The 17,285-nt window shown below is 65.3% G+C and carries 10 protein-coding genes; 5 read left to right on the forward strand and 5 right to left on the reverse strand.

Features of this window, described 5'->3' with window-relative positions:
- Nucleotides 1–27: 27 nt before the first annotated feature.
- Entirely contained in the window at nucleotides 28–8,529 is an 8,502-nt protein-coding gene (locus AAGD32_03425) for a glucoamylase family protein (GenBank protein MEM8873289.1), read from the reverse strand.
- Nucleotides 8,530–8,752: 223 nt separating this feature from the next.
- Between AAGD32_03425 and AAGD32_03430 the strand changes: the two genes are divergently transcribed.
- From AAGD32_03430 to AAGD32_03445, 4 genes are all read left to right on the forward strand, one after another.
- Nucleotides 8,753–10,012 (forward strand): class I SAM-dependent methyltransferase, encoded by a 1,260-nt coding sequence (locus AAGD32_03430; protein ID MEM8873290.1) that lies wholly within the window; start codon nucleotides 8,753–8,755, stop codon nucleotides 10,010–10,012.
- 16 nt (nucleotides 10,013–10,028) lie between these two features.
- Complete coding sequence (locus AAGD32_03435; GenBank protein MEM8873291.1) at nucleotides 10,029–10,841, forward strand: sugar phosphate nucleotidyltransferase; 813 nt, start codon at nucleotides 10,029–10,031, stop codon at nucleotides 10,839–10,841.
- A 135-nt stretch (nucleotides 10,842–10,976) separates the two neighbouring features.
- On the forward strand, nucleotides 10,977–11,600 hold the full coding sequence (locus tag AAGD32_03440; protein MEM8873292.1) for a PIG-L deacetylase family protein: 624 nt from the start codon (nucleotides 10,977–10,979) through the stop codon (nucleotides 11,598–11,600).
- A 9-nt stretch (nucleotides 11,601–11,609) separates the two neighbouring features.
- A complete protein-coding gene (locus tag AAGD32_03445) occupies nucleotides 11,610–12,638 on the forward strand; it encodes an SDR family oxidoreductase (protein MEM8873293.1) in 1,029 nt (342 codons plus the stop codon).
- Nucleotides 12,639–12,655: 17 nt separating this feature from the next.
- On the opposite strand, the gene AAGD32_03450 is transcribed toward AAGD32_03445, so the two are convergent.
- Entirely contained in the window at nucleotides 12,656–13,810 is a 1,155-nt protein-coding gene (locus AAGD32_03450) for a glycoside hydrolase family 57 protein (GenBank protein MEM8873294.1), read from the reverse strand.
- Nucleotides 13,811–13,841: 31 nt separating this feature from the next.
- On the opposite strand from AAGD32_03450, the gene AAGD32_03455 reads away from it, so the two are divergent.
- A complete protein-coding gene (locus tag AAGD32_03455; GenBank protein MEM8873295.1) occupies nucleotides 13,842–14,312 on the forward strand; it encodes a peptide chain release factor-like protein in 471 nt (156 codons plus the stop codon).
- A 3-nt stretch (nucleotides 14,313–14,315) separates the two neighbouring features.
- On the opposite strand, the gene AAGD32_03460 is transcribed toward AAGD32_03455, so the two are convergent.
- The 3 genes from AAGD32_03460 to AAGD32_03470 form a co-directional block, all read right to left on the reverse strand.
- The gene (locus AAGD32_03460) at nucleotides 14,316–15,677 is read right to left on the reverse strand and encodes a hypothetical protein (protein MEM8873296.1); all 1,362 of its coding nucleotides are present in this window, start codon (nucleotides 15,675–15,677) and stop codon (nucleotides 14,316–14,318) included.
- Between the two features lie 142 nt (nucleotides 15,678–15,819).
- Nucleotides 15,820–16,986, reverse strand: a complete 1,167-nt coding sequence (locus AAGD32_03465; GenBank protein ID MEM8873297.1) for a tetratricopeptide repeat protein — start codon at nucleotides 16,984–16,986, stop codon at nucleotides 15,820–15,822.
- A 101-nt stretch (nucleotides 16,987–17,087) separates the two neighbouring features.
- Complete coding sequence (locus tag AAGD32_03470) at nucleotides 17,088–17,282, reverse strand: hypothetical protein (protein MEM8873298.1); 195 nt, start codon at nucleotides 17,280–17,282, stop codon at nucleotides 17,088–17,090.
- Nucleotides 17,283–17,285: the final 3 nt, after the last annotated feature.

Below are 17,285 nucleotides of genomic sequence, written 5' to 3' on the forward strand. Positions count from 1 at the left end.
CCATCGTCGGTCGGCTGGTCGCGGCGATTAAAGCTCGACCGTGATCTCGTGATCGTGGCGGTCGTCGCATAGCGGGACGTGCAAATCGTCCTGTTCAACGCCATCGACGGTGACACGGGTGACCAGGCCGGAGTTGTGGTTGATGATGTTGATGTGGTGGAAGGTTTCGCGGAAGCGGTAGTGGAGTTTGAAGCCGCCCCATTCCGGCGGGAGCAGCGGGTTGAACTCGAGGCGGTCGACGCGGAGCTTGATGCCCAGGAGGGACTCGGTGATGAGCCGGTAGAGCCAGCCGGCCGAGCCGGTGTACCACGTCCAGCCGCCGCGGCCGACGTGGGGGTTCACGCCGTAGACGTCCGCGGCGCAGACATACGGCTCGACCTTGTACTTGGCCATGCTGTTGGCATCGAGCGCGTGGTTGATCGGGTTGATGAGCCGTTGCAGCTCCCACGCCCGGCCGGCGTCGCGCATCTCGGCGAACGCCATCACCGTCCACACGGCGGCATGCGTGTACTGCCCGCCGTTCTCGCGGACGCCGGGCAGGTAGCCCTTGATGTAGCCCGGGTCGGCCCCCTCGCGCACCTCGGCGTCGTCGAAAGGCGGATCGAACAGTTGGATGAGCCCCGCGTCACGCCGCACGAGCCGATGGTCGACCGCGCTCATCGCCTGCGTGGCCCGCTCGGGATCGGTCTCGCCGACGAGGATCGCCCACGACTGCGGCAGCGAGTCGATCTGGCATTCGGTGTTCTCCGACGAGCCCAGCGGCGAGCCGTCGTCGAAGTAGGCACGCCGGTACCAGTCGCCGTCCCACGCGTTGGCCTCGACGTTGGCCTTGAGCGTGTCGATGTGTTCGAGGCAATGGTCGGCAAACTCGACATCGCCACGCTCGCGGGCGATCGGCTCGAAGTCGCGTAGCACCTGCATCAGGAAGAACGCCATCCACACCGACTCGCCCTTGCCGTGCTCGCCGACGAGGTTCATGCCGTCGTTCCAGTCGCCGCAACCGATCAGCGGCAGGCCGTTGCGTCCGTAGCCGCGGTTGACGGTGGCGTTGCGGATCGAGCGTTTGCAGTGCTCGTAGATCGACACCGATTCGTCGCCGCGCGGGAAGAGGTCGTAGATCGACTCCTGATCCGGCGGTACCGGCGGCCCGGTGAGCATCGGGACGGCTTCGTCGAGGACGCCGGTGTCGCCGAGGGTGCGGACGTAGCGGGCGGTGACCAGCGGCAGCCAGAGGTAGTCGTCGGAGAAGTGTGTGCGCACCCCGCGGCCGGTAGGCGGGTGCCACCAGTGTTGCACGTCGCCTTCGACGAACTGATGAGCGGCGGCGCGAAGGATGTGCTCGCGGGTCGTCTCGGGCGCACAGTGAATCAACGCGGCCACGTCCTGCAACTGATCACGAAAGCCGTACGCACCGCCGGACTGGTAGTACCCGCTGCGGCCCCAATAGCGACACGAGAGCACCTGGTACGGCAGCCACCAGTTGACGAGGAACTCCACGGCCTTGTCCGGCGTCTCGACATGCACCGCGCCGAGCGTGTGGTTCCAGTAATCCCAGACCTGCTGGAGCGCGTCCTTGGAGGCGGTGTTGCCGCGGAAGCGCTTGAGCAGTTCGCGGGCGTCGTTGCGGTTCTGGCCGGAGCCGAGGACGAAGGTGACGGTCACCTCCTCGCCGTCGGCAAGGTCCATCGGGGTGCGGATGGCGGCGCACGGGTCGAGGCCGGCGCCGACGGTGCCGGAGAGTTTGGTCCGCGCGAGGGCGGCGGGCGCGGCGGGTGAGCCGTTGCGGCCGAGGAACTCCGTGCGGTCGCCGGTGAAGGATTTGCGCTGCGCCGAGCAATGGAAGAAAGACACGCGCGGGCCGAAGTCGGTGTTGTAGGCGTTGCGGGCCAGCACCGCGCCGGTGGTCGGGTCGAGCTCGGTGACGACGTGGGTCGCGGACTTCTGCCGGAACTCGCCTAGGCACCACTCGACGTAGCCGGTGAGGCTGATGCGTCGGTCGCGGCCGCTGTCGTTGCGGATCTTGATGCGGGTGAACTTCACCGGCGCGTCGGTCGCGACGTAGGTCCACATCTCGGAGTTGATGCCCGACTCGGTGTAGTCGAAAACGGTGTACCCGAAGCCGTGGCGGGTCGTGTACGGCATCGACCCGCTCGCCGGCAGCGGCGTGGGTGACCAGACCCGGCCGCTCTCCTCGTCGCGCAGGTAGAACGCCTCGCCGGACGCATCGGTGACCGGGTCGTTGTACCACGGGGTCAGCCGGTACTCGTGGGCGTTTTCGCACCAGGTGTAGCTTCCGCCGGATTCACTGACGATGCAGCCGAAGTGCGGGTTGGCCAGCACGTTGATCCACGGCGCGGGGGTGACCTTCGCGCTGCGGGCGGCACCGGGGGAGGCGTTGATGATGTACTCGCGACCGTCGGACGTGAACCCGCCAATGCCGTTGTAGAACATCAGGTCGCGGCGTGGTAGTTCGCTGGCGGTCATCACCTCGCGCCGCCGGGCACGGGTCGGCACAAACTTGGGCATCGTGAACTGGCCCCGGCCGCGGCGTTCGATCTGTTCCTCCAGCGTGCCCGCCGTGTCGATGAGCACGACGCGGGCGACGGTCTTGAGCAGGGTGCGGTCTTCCTCGGACATCTGGTCCGAGCGGCGTATGAAGATGCCGCCGGGCTTGTCGATCTGGCCGGCCTCGGTCGTGGAGTTGACGATGCCGACGACCGCGTCGTGGAGTTCATCGCGATAGCCGCCGGCGTCTTCGTTGAGAATGACCAGGTCGACGTCGAGCCCCTTGCGCCGGAAGTAGGCGTGGGCCTGCACCAACTGCTTGACGAGTTTGAGATTGTCACGATCGGTCAATCGCAGGAGGACGATCGGGCGGTCGCCGGAGATGCCGTAGCCCCAGAGACCGTTCTGGCCGCGGGTGTTGGCGGCGATCGTGTCGCCGTCGGCCCGGCGTCGGCCCGAGGCGTATACCACGCTCCCGGCCAGCCGGGCGTACAACTGCGCGTCGACCTCGGTGATGTTGAGCTGTTGAAGCACCACCTGCGAGTGCGTCCACGCCAGATCACCCACGCGGTCGGCGAGTCGGCGGTCGTGGTACTTTTCGACGAGTGACAGCGCGGTTTCACGCGTCGACGCGCAGCCGGTGATGACATCGACGATGACGGTCTGCCCGGGTTCGAGGATGACCTTGCGGCGGACCGCGACACAGGGATCGAGCACGCTGCCTTCGGAGTCGCCGAGGCTGGGCACATCGAGCGCGGCCGGGTCCGAGGCATCGCGGCAGCGCCCGAGAAACGCACTACGGTCGGTCTCGTAGGTCGTGCTGCCGACGGTCGCGCCGTGGACGGCCATCAGATGCAGCATCGTCGGCGGATGGTCGTCGGCCTGCCGCGGACGCCGCTTGACGAGGATCGCGCAGCGGTTGCGGATCAGCTCGGTCTGGATGAACAGGTTGCTGAACGTCGGGTGTGCCGCCTCGGCCGCCGGCTGGTTGAGCACGACCTCGGCGAAGCTGGTGACCTCGACGGTGCGGCGTTGCTTGCCGCCGTTGCACAGCGACACGCGGCGGAGTTCGACGTCGTCCTCGGGGCTGACGACGACGGTGGTGTGCGTCTCGATGTCGCCGTCACGTCGGCGGTACTCGGCGCGGGCCTGGCTGAAGACGGCTTCGTAGTGCTGCGGCGACTTCTGCGAGGGCTGGTGCGCGGCTGTCCACCAGTCGCCGGCGGTCGTGTCGCGCAGGTAGATGAACGTGCCGTGATGATCACGCGTCGCGTCCTCCCGCCAACGGGTCAGGGCCAGATCCTTCCATCGCGACACGCCACCACCGGCTGCGGTGACCATGCAGTTGTAGGTGCCGTTGGAGAGCAGGTGAACTTCGGGCGTGGTGGTCGCGGGGTTCTGGAAAACGCGCAGGGTGCCGCCGAAGTTCTCGCCGCCGCGTCGTTGCGGCTCGTCGGCCTCGGCCGGGTGCGGATACACCGGTGCACTGCGCGGCGTCTTCTCCTGCAACAGCAAATCGACCGATCGCAACTGCGGGTCCGCCAGGAATCGCCGCTGCATCGGCGTGCCCTTGAGCAGGTACAGCAGCGACAGGAACGACATGCCTGAGTGGTGCGCCATCCACGAACGCACGACGGCCTTGTCCTGACCGCGCGGGATCCGACTCGGCGTGAAGTCGACGGCTTCAAAGAACCCGCAACGACCCAGCAGGCCACGCTCGCGCATGTCCTTGAGGTTCGCGGTCGCGGAAGCTGCGTCGACCATGAGCGCCATGACGGTTGCGTAGGGCGCGATGACCAGGTCTTGCCCGAGGCCGCGCTTGAAGCCCAGGCCGGGCACGCCGAAGGGGCGGTACTGAAAGTTGAGGTTCGCGTCGGTGGCGTAGTAGCCGGACTCGGACACGCCCCAGGGCACGCCGCGTTGGTTGCCGTAGTCGATCTGCCGCGAGACAGTGCCTTGGTACGTTTGATCCAGCAGCGTGCCTTCGTAGGTCGGCATCACCAGCAACGGCATGAGGTACTCGAACATGCTGCCCGACCACGAGAGCAACGTCGGCGCGCCGCTCGTCGAGGTCACCTGGCGCCCCAGCGCGAACCAGTGCTCCTGCGAGAGCTGGCCGGTGGCGATCGCGTAGTAGCTGGCCAGACGTGCTTCGGAGGCGAGCAGGTCGTAGTAGCTCGCATCGAGCCGACGCTCCTGCGCGTTGTAGCCGATGGCGAAGAGGTCGCGCGTCTCGTCCCAGAGGAACTTGTAATCGGCGTCGGCGAAGTCGATGCACAGGTCCGCCAGCCGACGCAGCTCGGCCGAGAGTTCGTCGTCCTCGGCGATCGTCGGCATCTTGTCCGCGCCGGCCGGCGGGAGGTCGTGCACGATCGAGAGCGCCTGGTGCTGCAACGCTGCGGCCCAGTAACCGGTCTCGGTCGAAACGTCGTCGGCGACCTCCATCGCTTGGCTCGCGAGGCCGACGATCAACTCGGCGATGGCCCGCATCTCGCTCGGTGTCCGGATGTTCGCCGCCGGGGGGATCGCCGACTTGAGCTTGGACAGCAGCTCAGGCGGCAACTCGATCCGCGCCGCCGGCTCGCCGTCCTCCGGCTCGGCCAGCGCGTCGGTGCCGTCGGCGGCGGCGATGAGCAGGTCGGCCGTGTCGGAAAGCCCGTCGAAGCGTTGCTGCCCGACCACCGGCGCGGCGGCGATCTCGAGCAGCCCTTGTCGCAGCGTGAGCAGCGCACCGCTGAGGTTGCCCGAGTCGACGGTCGAGACGTACGCCGGCGGCAGCGGGGCGAGGCTCTGCGTGTCGTACCAGTTGTAGAGGTGTCCACGAAACCGGTCGAGTTTGCCCAGCGTGTCGAAGGTATTTCCGCAACGCTCGGCGACGGCGGCGGCACCGATGTAACCGAAGTCGTGGGCCGCGACGTTGGCCAGCAGGCTCAGCCCAATGTTCGTCGGCGACGTGCGATGGGCGATGCCGACGGCGGGGTGTTCCTGGAAGTTGTCGGGCGGGAGCCAGTGATCCTCGTCGGTGACGTGGTCCTCGAAGAACCGCCAGGTGCGACGCGAGAGTTGGCGAAGGAACGACCAGTCGGAAGGCGAGAGTTCGACGTCTTTGTCAGCGGGGGCTTTGCTGACGAACCACGCGGCGATCGGTGCCAGGGCCCAGAGCAAGAGGATCGGCAGTGCCACGAGCAAGGCGTCGGGGTTGGCCGCGAGGATCAGGCCCAAGGCAAACAACGCAACCCATGCACCGGTCTGCATGGATGCGATGAAGCCCGGCAGGTCTGCCTTGGCCTTGCGCGCCGCGTCGGTCGACGTTTGCCACTGCAGCAGATTCTTCTTCGAGACATGCACCCGCCAAAGCGTCCGGCCGATGGCGTCGAGATTCAGCATCGCCTCGAACGGCAGCACGAGAAAGTTCAACGTCGAGCGGCCAAGGTTTCGCAGCAAGGCGATGGCCCGCAGTCTCAGGTGCATCGTCAGCGGCAACTCCCGGTCGATGTCGAAGACCATCCCGAGAATCCCGTCGAGCAACGGCGGCACGAACACGAAGCCGAGCACCAACAACGTCCACGCAACCGGCGCACCGCTGAGCCAACCACAAAGCAGGATCAGCACCAACGCGATCGGCACCAACGACCGGCGCAGGTTGTCGAAGATTTTCCAGCGGTTGAGCCCGTTGATGACGTTGGGCCGACTGCCGTCAGGGTGGGGAACCTTGAAGAACGCCCACGGCGCGATCTGCCAGTCGCCGCGCACCCACCGATGTCGCCGGGCGGCATCGACGAGGTAGCTCGCCGGGTAGTCCTCGAAGACTTGCACGTCGCTGACCAGACCGCTGCGGACATGGGCACCTTCGAGGAGGTCGTGTGAGAGGATGCGGTTGGCCGGGAGGCGGTCGCCGAGGACGCGCTTGAACACGTCGACGTCGTAGATGCCCTTGCCGATGAACGAGCCTTCGCGGAAGACGTCCTGATACACGTCGGAGACGGCGTTGGTGTACGGATCAACGCCCGGCTCGCCGGCGAAGAGTTCGATGAACCACGTGCGCGGCGCGCCGCCCATCGCGATCGAAGCGCGGGGCTGAAGCAATCCGTAGCCGTCGACTACCCGGTTGGTTTGTTCGTCGATGACCGGCTTGTTGAGCGGATGGGCCATCGTGCCGACCAACTGCCGGGCCGCGTCGCGCGGCAGCATGGTGTCGGCGTCGAGCGCGATGACATACTTGATCGACGAAAGCACCGAGCGGTCGCCGACGATCTCGCTGAACCGGTCGGCCGCGCCTTCCTCTTCACGCAGCAGGTCGTTGAAGTCCTCAAGTTTGCCGCGCTTGCGCTCCTCGCCCATCCAGCAATGCTGCTGCGGGTTCCACAGGCGGGGTCGGTGCAGTAGGAGGAACTTGTCGGAGCCGTAGGTTTTGTTGAGCAGCCGGATGCCGTCGGCGGCTTGCTTGAGCAGTGTGTCGTCCTGTTCCTTCGACTCGGTTTCGCAGTCGCCGAAGTCGCTGAGCAGGGCGAAATGAACGTTGGCATCGCGGTTGGCGAGGTGGCGAACTTCGAGGTTGTCGAGTAGCTCGCGGACGCCGTCGGTGCTGGTGATCATGCACGGCACGGCAACGATCGCGCGGCACTCGGACGGGATGCCGGCCGAATAGTCCAACCTTGGCAGGCGGTTCGGGCCGACCAGGCGGGTGCAGATCCAGTTGATCGTCGCGACGCCGAGTTGGCTGGTCGCGATGAGCAACGGCACCGCCGCGACCAACGCCAACCAGAACGCCGACCGCGTCGCGATCGTCCACCCGGCAACGGCGAACGTCACCAGCAGCGCCGTGCCGATCACGCCGAGCAGGAACAGCGTCACCGCATGGTCACGCCCGAACCGCCGCAGCTTGGTGACCGCGCCCAACTCGACGCCGGTGCGCAGTTCGAGCCGTTCGAGGCCGTCGTCGATCAGGTGAAAGCCGACGTGCGACTTCTTGGACGTCGGCGGTTCCGACTTGGCCAGGGAAATCGCCAACTCGGCGACATCGAGTTCGGGCTTGCGGCTCCGCTTGGCCGACTGTTCGATGACGTGGCGGTATCGGTCACGCGTGGTGAAGTCCTGCAGCGCATGGGTCTCTGCCGGGTCGCGCTGCAGCGCCTTCTCGACGATGCTGTGCTGCTCGACGAAGTCCTTCCAGTCGATGGCCGAGAGATGCCGCAGCGAGCCGATGGAGTTGCCGATCGAGACCTGGTCGGCGGCCTGCTCCTGGCTGTCGGTCTGGACGAGTTGTTCGATGTTCAGGCCGCGCTCGCCGAGACGTTCTTCGAGCCACCGCAGCGGCAAGGTCATCCGGCTGCCGGCGGCCTGCATGCGGCGGGAGAACTCCGCCGTGAACGCCGGCGACAGGTCCGGCCGATCGCGAACCATGTTCGCCAATGCCAACAACACACCGTCGGGCTTCTCCGCGCCGATCGACGTCATCGACTCGGCCCAGTCGAACGCGCGGTCCCGGTCCTGTTGGCTCGTGGCGATCCGGGCGGCGACGCGGCGGAGGTTCTCGATCAGCGCGAGCCGAAGCATGATCGGCACCGCCCAGATCTCGCCGAGCTTCAGCGGCGTGACGTGTTGGTAGCTGGCGACGAAAGCGCCCAGCGACTCGCCGTCGATGCGGCCGTCGATGTGGCTGATCAGTTCCAGCGCGATGTCGTAAACCCGCGGAAAACCCTTGCTCGGTCCGGCGGCGAGCTTGGTCAGCTCCCGGCTGTAACCCTTGGGCAGGTGACGCCGCGAGATGCGGAACTGCTCCTCGATGAGGTAGAAGTTGTCGATGAGCCATTCGGCGGCGGGGGTGATGCGCCGGTTGGCCTCGGCGGCTTCGTTGACGATCTCGTAGGCCCCGAGCAGGACCTGCTCGTTCTCGTCGAGGCGCGGCAGCAGATGGTCGGAGCCGATGGCGTCGATGGCTTCGTGGCGCTCGGCGAGTTGGTGGGCGTGATGTTCGAGTTGATCGACGCTGAGCAGGTCGCGGCGCAGCGGCTGTTCGTCCATCGGGGCCGGCTCGATCGCGTCGTGCCCGGGGAGTCTGATAAAACCGCGAATACGTTGCTTGTGCTTCAAGGTGGGTTTGCTGAAATGGTCGTGTGAAAGGGAGGCTCGCGTCACGACGGTTGTACCGGATCGCCGGCCTTTTCGCAGCCGGGAAACGCGATATCGCGGTTTCCGGCCTCAGTATCAACCCCATCTCGCCGACACCGACAAAGTGGCCGCGCCCATGACCATCTCCGCCCCGTCAAACTCGCCGTCCGTCGCGTTGACGTGCCGTCATTGCGCCGCGCCGTTGAGCCGGACGTTTGTCGATCTGGGCGTCACGCCGTTGTGCCAGCGGCACGTCACGCCCGAGAACTTTCAGGTCGCCGAGCCGACGTATCCGCTGCGGGCGTTTGTCTGCGACAAGTGCAAGCTCGTCCAGTTACCCGACCACGTTGCGCCCGATGAGATCTTCAACGAGGACTACGCCTACTTCTCCAGCTTCAGCACCAGCTGGCTGGAGCATGCGCGGAAGTACGCCGTGGACATGACAGGGCGGTTCGGGTTAGGCCGGGACAGCATGGTCATGGAGGCGGCGAGCAACGACGGGTACCTGTTGCGGCACTTCGCCGAGGCGGGGATTCCGGTTCATGGCATCGAGCCCAGCGGCAACACCGCCGAGGCCGCCGAGAAGGTCGGGGTTCCAACGACCGTCGCGTTCCTCGGGGCCGAGACGGCGGCTCAGATCGTCGGTCGCGTCGGCAAAGCCGACCTCGTCGCGGCGAACAACGTCATCGGCCACGTGCCGAACCTCAATGACTTCTGCGCCGGCCTCGCCGGGCTGATCAAGCCGACCGGCGTCGTCACCGTCGAGATACCGCACATCCTGAACCTCATCGAGAACAACCAGTTCGACACGATCTACCACGAGCACTGGCAGTACTACTGGTTCACGACGCTGTGCCGAGTTCTGGCGACGGCGGGGCTGGAGGTGTTCGACGTCGAGGAGCTGCCGACGCACGGCGGGTCGATGCGCGTCTTCGCTGGGATGCCGGGGCAACACGAAATCAACGCCGGCGTCGGCGAGATGTGCAAGCGCGAAGTTGCCTTCGGCATGGATGACCCGACGCTCTACGCCGAGTTCGGCGAGAAGGTCCGCGAGACCAAGCGCAAGCTGCTCACGTTCCTCATCGACGCCAAGCGGGCCGGCAAGACCGTCGTTGGCTACGGCGCGCCGGGTAAGGGCAACACGCTCCTCAACTACTGCGGCATCGGCACCGACTTCATCGACTACACGGTCGACCGATCCCCTCACAAGCAGGGCAACTATCTCCCTGGCAGCCGCATCCCCATCCACGCCCCGGAGATGATCGAGCAGACCAAGCCGGACTATGTGCTGATCTTGCCGTGGAACTTGAAGAACGAGATCGCCGAGCAGATGAGCGTGGTCCGCGAGTGGGGCGGGCAGTTCGTGGTGCCGATCCCGGAAGTGAGCGTGTTTTGATGATGGAGCTGATGCGATGAAAGTGGTTCTCTTTTGCGGCGGTCAGGGGCTTCGGCTTCGGGAGTACTCCGACCGCGTACCCAAACCGATGGTGCCCGTCGGCCCCCGGCCGATCATGTGGCATTTGATGAAGTACTACGCGCACTTCGGCCACACCGACTTCATCCTCGCACTCGGCCACCAGGGCGAAGTGATCAAGGACTACTTCCTCAACTACAACGAGGCGGCCAGCAACGACTTCATCCTCCACGGCGGCAGCAAGGACGGCGACCGGCGCGGACGCAACGTCGAGATGCTCGGCCGGGATATCGACAACTGGACGATCACCTTCGTCGACACCGGCCTCAAGGCCAACATCGGCGAGCGACTCTGTGCGGTCCGCGAACACCTCGGCACCGACGAGTGGTTCCTCGCCAACTACTCCGACAACCTCAGCGATGTCGATCTGCCGGACATGATCGAACGGGCCAAGCGGAAGGACATGACCGCGACGTTCGCCGCCGTCTACCCGGCCCAAACGTTTCACACCGTCGCGTACGACCACGACGGCACGGTCAGCGACATCAGCGATGTTCGGCAGCGCGACTTGCGGATCAACGGCGGCTTCTTCGTGCTCAACCAACGCGTCTTCGACGTCATCGAGCCTGGCGAGGAACTCGTGCTCGAGCCGTTCGGTCGACTGATCCAGCAGAAGAAACTCAAGGCTTACCAGCACCCCGGCTTCTGGGCCGCGATGGACACGTTCAAGGAGAAGATGGCCCTCGACGACATGGTCACCGAAGGCGTAGCGCCGTGGGAAGTGTGGAAGAAGGGGGACGGCAGGTGCTGAGTCCGTGCTTCTTACTTCCTGTCATCCCGAGCGCAGCCGAGGGATCTAGCTTCCGCGGCCGGTTGCACCCGGTTGACCGCCCGGCGTCCGAGGCCAGATCCCTCGACTCCGCTTGGGATGACAGGAGGGGTGAGCGTGATTAGCACCAACCTCCTCTCAAACGTCCGCTCGGTGCTTTGCCTTGGCGCCCACTCCGACGACATCGAGATCGGTGCGGGCGGGACGATCCTGCGGCTGCTCGCCGAGTCGCCGAACGTTGCCGTGACGTGGTGCGTGTTCAGCGGCAACGAGCAACGACACGCCGAGGCCAAGGCGTCGGCCGCCGACTACGCGCCGAACGCCGACGTACGCTGCTTCGGCTTCCGCGACGGCTTCTTCCCGCAACAGCACGCCGCGATCAAGGATGAGTTCGAGAAGCTCAAAGACGACTACGACTTGATCCTCACGCACCGCCTCGACGACGCCCATCAGGATCATCGCGTGCTGGCCGAGCTTGCGTGGAACACCTTTCGATCGCACCTCATCCTGCAGTACGAAATCCCCAAATGGGACGGCGACCTCGCGACGCCCAACGGGTATGTGCATCTCGAACCCGATGTCGCGGATCGCAAGTGTGAACTGCTGATGAAACACTTCGGCACGCAGCGGTCCAAGCACTGGTTTGACGAAGAAACGTTCAAGTCGCTGATGCGTTTGCGCGGCCTGGAAAGCAATGCCCGTTACGCGGAGGGTTTTCACCTGCGCAAGTTGGTTTTGTAAGGAAATACCATGAAAGTTCTCGTCACCGGCCACACCGGTTACATCGGATCGCTGCTCGTGCCCATGCTCCTCGACGAAGGGCATGACGTGACCGGCTATGACTGCGACTACTACGCGGGCTGCACGTTCACCGGCGAACTCGCCGACGTGCCGGCCATCACGAAGGACGTCCGCGATTGCACCGTCGATGACGTTCGTGGCTTCGATGCCGTGCTGCATCTGGCGGCACTCTCGAACGATCCGCTTGGGCACATCAATCCGGACTTGACCGACGACATCAATCACCGTGCGTCGGTCCGCATTGCGGAGTGTTGCAAAGAGGCCGGCGTCGAGCGGTACGTGTTTTCGTCGAGCTGTTCCAACTACGGGGCCGGCGGTGAAGGTGCGCTGACCGAGGAGAGCGACCTCAACCCGGTCACGCCGTACGGCCAGAGCAAGGTCGACACCGAGCGCGACGTCGCCCCGATGGCGGACGCCAACTTCTGCCCGACGTTCCTGCGTAACGCGACGGCCTACGGCCTGACGCCGCGGCTGCGGTTCGATTTGGTGGTGAACAATCTCACCGCCTACGCCGTCGCGATCGGTGAGGTCCGGCTTAAGTCCGACGGCACCGCCTGGCGGCCGTTGGTCCACGCCGCCGACATCGCCCATGCGTTCATCTGTACGCTCAACACGCCGGCCGACAAGCTCCGCGGCGAGGCGTTCAACATCGCCCCGCGTAACAGCAACTACCAGATCCGCGACGTGGCCAACATCGTGTCGGAGGTGACTCGCTGTGGCGTGACCTTCGCCGACGGGGCCGACAGCGACACGCGGAACTACCAGGTCGACGTAAGCAAGGCGTACGACACGTTGGTCGGCTTCGCGCCCAAGCACGACGTGGCCAGCGGGGTGCGGGAACTGCTCGACGTGTATCGCGGGGTCGGGCTGACGGTGGAAGACTTCGAGGGGCCGAAGTACAAGCGGGTGAGCCGGGTGAAGGCGCTGATCGACGAGGGGAAACTGGATGAGTCACTGCGTTTCGGCACACTCGCTTGAGTGAGTATGCCCACGGTTCATCCGACGACACCGAGCTGAGTGCGGAGGCTGTCGAGCACGTTCATGAAGTTGATGTACGCGTCGTAAGGCGAGTCGTATGGGCTGAAATGCTTGTGGACTTCGCCGTCGGTGCCGTGCTTGGTGGCCATGTAGTAGAGATGATCGCTGGAGCTCAGGTCACGCCACGTCTCGAGAATCTCACCGCCGGCGGCCTTGGCGGGGGTGAGTAGCTTGTAGAGTTCGTGGGCGGCGTTGGACTGCATCGCGTTGCCGAGCCAGGCCGTCACGTCGCGCTCGGCGTCGGCCCAACTCGTGGGGTTAGGTACGTGCAGTGCCTGCGGATTGGCGGTGAGGCCGGCGGCTGTGCTGGGCGTGAGCATTTCGACGCCAGCCTCGGCGAGAGCGGTCGGGAGCTTGCGGAGGAAGTCAAGGATGTTCGTGTCGGCCGCGTGGTGTTCGCCGAAGGTTTCATAGTCGGCGAAGACATTCACGCAGTCGCCCTCGGCCTGCTTGCACCAACCGGAAAACTTCTCCGCCGAGAGCGGGCCGGCTTCCCAGTTCGGGTCGCTGAACCGGAACGCGATGGCATCGCTCATTCGCCAGTTGCGTAGCAGCACGGTCGCGTCGCCGCTCCGTCGGGCGGCGTTCGGCGAGTCAACGCCGAGCACGCCGTCGGCCCCTTCGGCCAGGATCGTGTCGTAGCCCATCGACGTCACGTCGGCGGCGATCGCGTCGCTGAAGATCAACTCGCTGTTGCGGAACACGGCAGGCCGTTGGCCGAACTCGGCTTCAACCATCGCGTGATGCACCCGCACCTGCTCGGCAAACTCCTCGGTGTTGTAGATGCAGGCCAGCGAATGGTGCGACGTCTCGGCAAGCCATTCGACGTCGGCCGAATCGGTGAGTTCGCCGAGGCAGTCGAGTGCTTCGGGCGCGTGGGCCTTCATCTGCTTGGCGGCCGAAACCGACATGCTCAGGCCGAGCTTCACGTCGGCATCTTTGGCCGCGTCGATGAGCGTTCGGGTCGCGGCGATGTAGCAGCGGTCGGCGACCCGCCGCATGATCTGTTGGTTTTGCCCGTCCTCGAAGTACTGGGTCGATGTGTTGAAGACGTTGTACCGCGTGAGCCGGCGCGGCTGGTGGATTTGGAAATAGAAACAGACGGCCGGCATGGCGGGGCGATGGTATCGTCCCCGCGTCCGGATGCCCGCTTCCTTTGCACAGTCCGACAGCGAACTGCTCGCCGAGTGTCGGCTGGAGCACTTTCGCGGCCCGGGCCCGGGCGGGCAGAAGCGCAACAAAACCTCCAATGCCGTCCGGCTCACGCACCTGCCGACGAGCGTTTCGGTGACCGCGGTCGAGACACGCAGCCAGAAACAGAACCTTGCCGCCGCCCTCAAACGGCTACGTCGGCGGTTGGTGTTGGAGCAACGTCGCCGACCGACCGACCCCTCGGCGTTCATTCGGCACGGACGCTGGTCGGCCACGTCGCTCGAAGCGTTGGCGGTGTTGCTGGATCACCTGGCCGATGCGCAGTGGAGCGTGAGCGACACGGCGGCCCGGCTGGGGGTGAGCACCGCGAGCATCGCCAAGGCGGTGACGCGGGATGGCGAAACGCTCACAGTGGTGAACCGTGAGCGTGAGCGTTGTGGATGGAAGCCGTTGAGTCCGTGAGCTTCACGGGTTGTACGGGGTCCAGCCGCTGGGCGGTTCGCCGCCTTCGGGGCCGTAGCCGATCTGGCCACCGGGACCTTGGAAGAGTTTGCTGCCTTGCGGGTGGGTGTAGCGCTTGCCGTCGGGGCCGACCGAGATTTCCTCGTCGCGGATGTAGGCGATGAACTGTTCGTTCTGCCGGCTGCGTGCCTCGTCCGCACGACGGACGCTGTCCTGGTGCATCTCGAAAATCTCACGGTTGGTCTTCATCCGCAGCTCGTGCATCGCCTGCTGGTGCTTCATGCGGTCCATGTGGCCCTTGTGGCGGATGGCGGCGATCTTCTGGGCCAGGGCGATCATCTTCGCCTGATAGTGCGGCGTGGGCTTCACCGAGAGGGCGGCGTTGACCATCATCGGTTTGGCTTGGGCGAACGTGTCGGCCGGTGCGCGATAACCCTGACCGGCGGCGACCCACCAGTTCTGTTGCAGCGTTCGCATACCCGGCGTCTGGACGAGATTGCCGAACTGGTCGATGCCGGTGTTCATCATCCGGTTCTCGTCGGCCTGCCAGAAGCCCGCCACCGGGATGAGTTCGATGAAGCTCTGGCCGTTCTCGACGTACTGCACCTTGAACAAGTCCGCGAACAGGCCGTTGTCGGTGAAGTACTGCCCGCCGCTCATTTGGGCCATCTGCTGAAGCTGCTGGCCCGTCTGCCGGGCATTATTCATCATCGGGCGGAACTGCTGTTCAAGCTGTTGCCGCATTTGGGTCATCGGTGTCATCTCGATGATCCGCACGTTGCGCGCGGCGGGGCGGTTGGCCGGGAAGTAGGTGTCGAGCAGGTACTCGCTGGTGCTGTTGGGGACGGGCAGGAAGATTTTGCCTTCCCGGCTACGCGAGCCCAGTCTCGGCAGTTGCGGCGGCTGCTGGGGCGGCATGCCGGGTAGCTGGCCCATGTCGATCTCGGTGTACTCATACATCTGCGAAGGCAACAACGCGACCTCTTCTCCGCGGGGGCCGACCATGCTCAGCACGAGTTGGGCGAACTCGATCTCGGTGGGCTTCCAGCGGACGCCACCGTTCACCCGCCAGCCGTCGGGGACGAGCATGGTAAAGGCGTCCATATTGTCCATGCCCGGGTCTTTGAGCGTGTGCGGGTTGAACGCGACGAAGCCGGCGGGGGCGGGCGTGTTGCCGAGGTTGTTGCCGTGGCCGCCGTTGTCGAGCGGATTGCCGCCACCTTGCCCGTGGTCGAGGGGATTGTTCGAGCCGCCACGGTCGAGCGGGTTCGCGCCACCGCCGTTGCCGAGCGGGTTCTGGGCAAAGCCCGGGGTGGCGAGCAGCGTCGTGGCGAGCAGGGCGGTGGTGGTTTTTGGGAAGGTCATGGGAGGGTCTCCTGGTCAACCGGCCATGCGATAGTGTCGTGGATCGGGGGACAACGTGTGGCGAATTTCGCGAACAATTTAAGCGGCGACCGACGCGAGCGTTGCAAGCTCTCGCCGGCCGCCGTTGACGTTGCGTGTTGATCTACTCCGCGAAGGCGTCCTCGATCTCGGCAAGGTTGCTCGCGGGGCCGAGATTGCGGATGTCGTCGAGTGCCCGTTGGTGCTTGGCAGCGGCATCGATCTGCATGATTTTCTCGATCTGGTTGCGGAGTTCCTCGGCCCGGGTGCGGGCCTTTTGCATCACGTCGGCGGAGACTTCGCGTTGAATCTCGTCGAGGTTCTCCCGGGCGGGGCCGTTGCCGTTTTCGGCGGCGATGATCCACCATGCGATGGCTTCGACATCGTCCTGTTTGACCATGTCGCCGACCCAGAAGAGCGCGCCGTAGGCGAGTTGGGCCGTGTGTTCGTTGAGGTTGGCGGCTCGACCGAGGTACTCACTGGACTTGTCGGCGTTCTTGGCCACGCCGATGCCGTCGCGGTAGAGGATGCCGAGGTTGCCCAGGGCTTGCGGGTCGTTTTGTTTGGCGGCGATCTCGTAGTATCGCGCAGCCAGTGCACCGTCGACCGCGACGCCGGCCTGGCCGTAGTGGAACATCACGCCAAGTGCCGCAGCCGCGTCCACGTCACCCTCCATGGCGAAGTAGGAGAGGTGGTCGTGGGCGGTCTTGCCGTCGCCGGCTTCGAGGGCGGCCCAGCCGGTTTCGTAATCGGGGGTGAAGTTGCGTGGCTGGTCAGGGGTCTGGCCCTGATTGCCCGCGGGGGCACCACCGGCATCGGGGCCGCGGTAATCGCCCTTGGCATTGCCGCCCTGGTCGAGCGGGTTGGTCGCGTCGGGCTGGCGGTTCTGCGACTGGCCGATGGCGTCGTTGACGAGGTTGTAGATTTTGCCGCCGGTGGTGAAGGTCAGCCGGCTGCCGTCCTGGGTGAGCTGGCCGGTGAAGGTGTACTCCTCGCCGCGGGCGACGGCGAACTTGCCGTTGAGCTGACCGTTGTTGAAGTCGACGTTGGCGAGGAAGGGATACTGGTTCTGGCCCATGACGAGGTAGCCGCCAAGCTCGCTCTTGGGTTCGTCGTAGCCCCAGACTTCGAAGCGCAGTCCGTCGCCGGCGAAGACCACGCCGGGGCCTTGCTGCTGCTGTTGGTTTTGCTGCTGCTGTTGTTGCCGGGCGAAGGAGGAATCGGTCGCGGTGCCGAAGACAACGGTGGCGGCGGCGAGGGTCAGGACCGTGGTGATTTTCTTGAAGTTCATCGGGTGTTCCTTGGTTGAACTGGGTTCACCGCTGCATGCGTGAGTATCGCGGAAGCGGGGACACACCGGGAAGAAAAATGTTCATCGGAAGCTGATAGAAGTCAGCCGTTGCGGTTCATCTGCATGGCCGCGTAAAGCATCGTCACCCCGATCAGGGCCACGATCACCACCCCAGCCGTGACCAGCAGCACGAACACCCGCCGTTCACGCCGGCGGGCGGCGTGCCACTGGCGCTGTTGCTCGGCCTTGGCGGCCGGATCGCGGCGGAGGGCTTGGTAGTCATCTTTGGTAGGCATGGG

This window comes from Planctomycetota bacterium (assembly GCA_039182125.1).
GTDB lineage: Bacteria > Planctomycetota > Phycisphaerae > Tepidisphaerales > Tepidisphaeraceae > JBCDCH01.

What these genes read in the sequence shown, in the direction of transcription:
- AAGD32_03430 (MEM8873290.1), top strand. Translation starts at nt 8,753, where the DNA reads ATGACCATCTCCGCCCCGTCAAACTCGCCGTCCGTCGCGTTGACGTGC.
- AAGD32_03450 (MEM8873294.1), bottom strand. Translation starts at nt 13,810, where the DNA reads ATGCCGGCCGTCTGTTTCTATTTCCAAATCCACCAGCCGCGCCGGCTC.
- AAGD32_03425 (MEM8873289.1), bottom strand. Translation starts at nt 8,529, where the DNA reads ATGGACGAACAGCCGCTGCGCCGCGACCTGCTCAGCGTCGATCAACTC.
- AAGD32_03465 (MEM8873297.1), bottom strand. Translation starts at nt 16,986, where the DNA reads ATGAACTTCAAGAAAATCACCACGGTCCTGACCCTCGCCGCCGCCACC.
- AAGD32_03445 (MEM8873293.1), top strand. Translation starts at nt 11,610, where the DNA reads ATGAAAGTTCTCGTCACCGGCCACACCGGTTACATCGGATCGCTGCTC.
- AAGD32_03435 (MEM8873291.1), top strand. Translation starts at nt 10,029, where the DNA reads ATGAAAGTGGTTCTCTTTTGCGGCGGTCAGGGGCTTCGGCTTCGGGAG.
- AAGD32_03470 (MEM8873298.1), bottom strand. Translation starts at nt 17,282, where the DNA reads ATGCCTACCAAAGATGACTACCAAGCCCTCCGCCGCGATCCGGCCGCC.
- AAGD32_03455 (MEM8873295.1), top strand. Translation starts at nt 13,842, where the DNA reads ATGCCCGCTTCCTTTGCACAGTCCGACAGCGAACTGCTCGCCGAGTGT.
- AAGD32_03460 (MEM8873296.1), bottom strand. Translation starts at nt 15,677, where the DNA reads ATGACCTTCCCAAAAACCACCACCGCCCTGCTCGCCACGACGCTGCTC.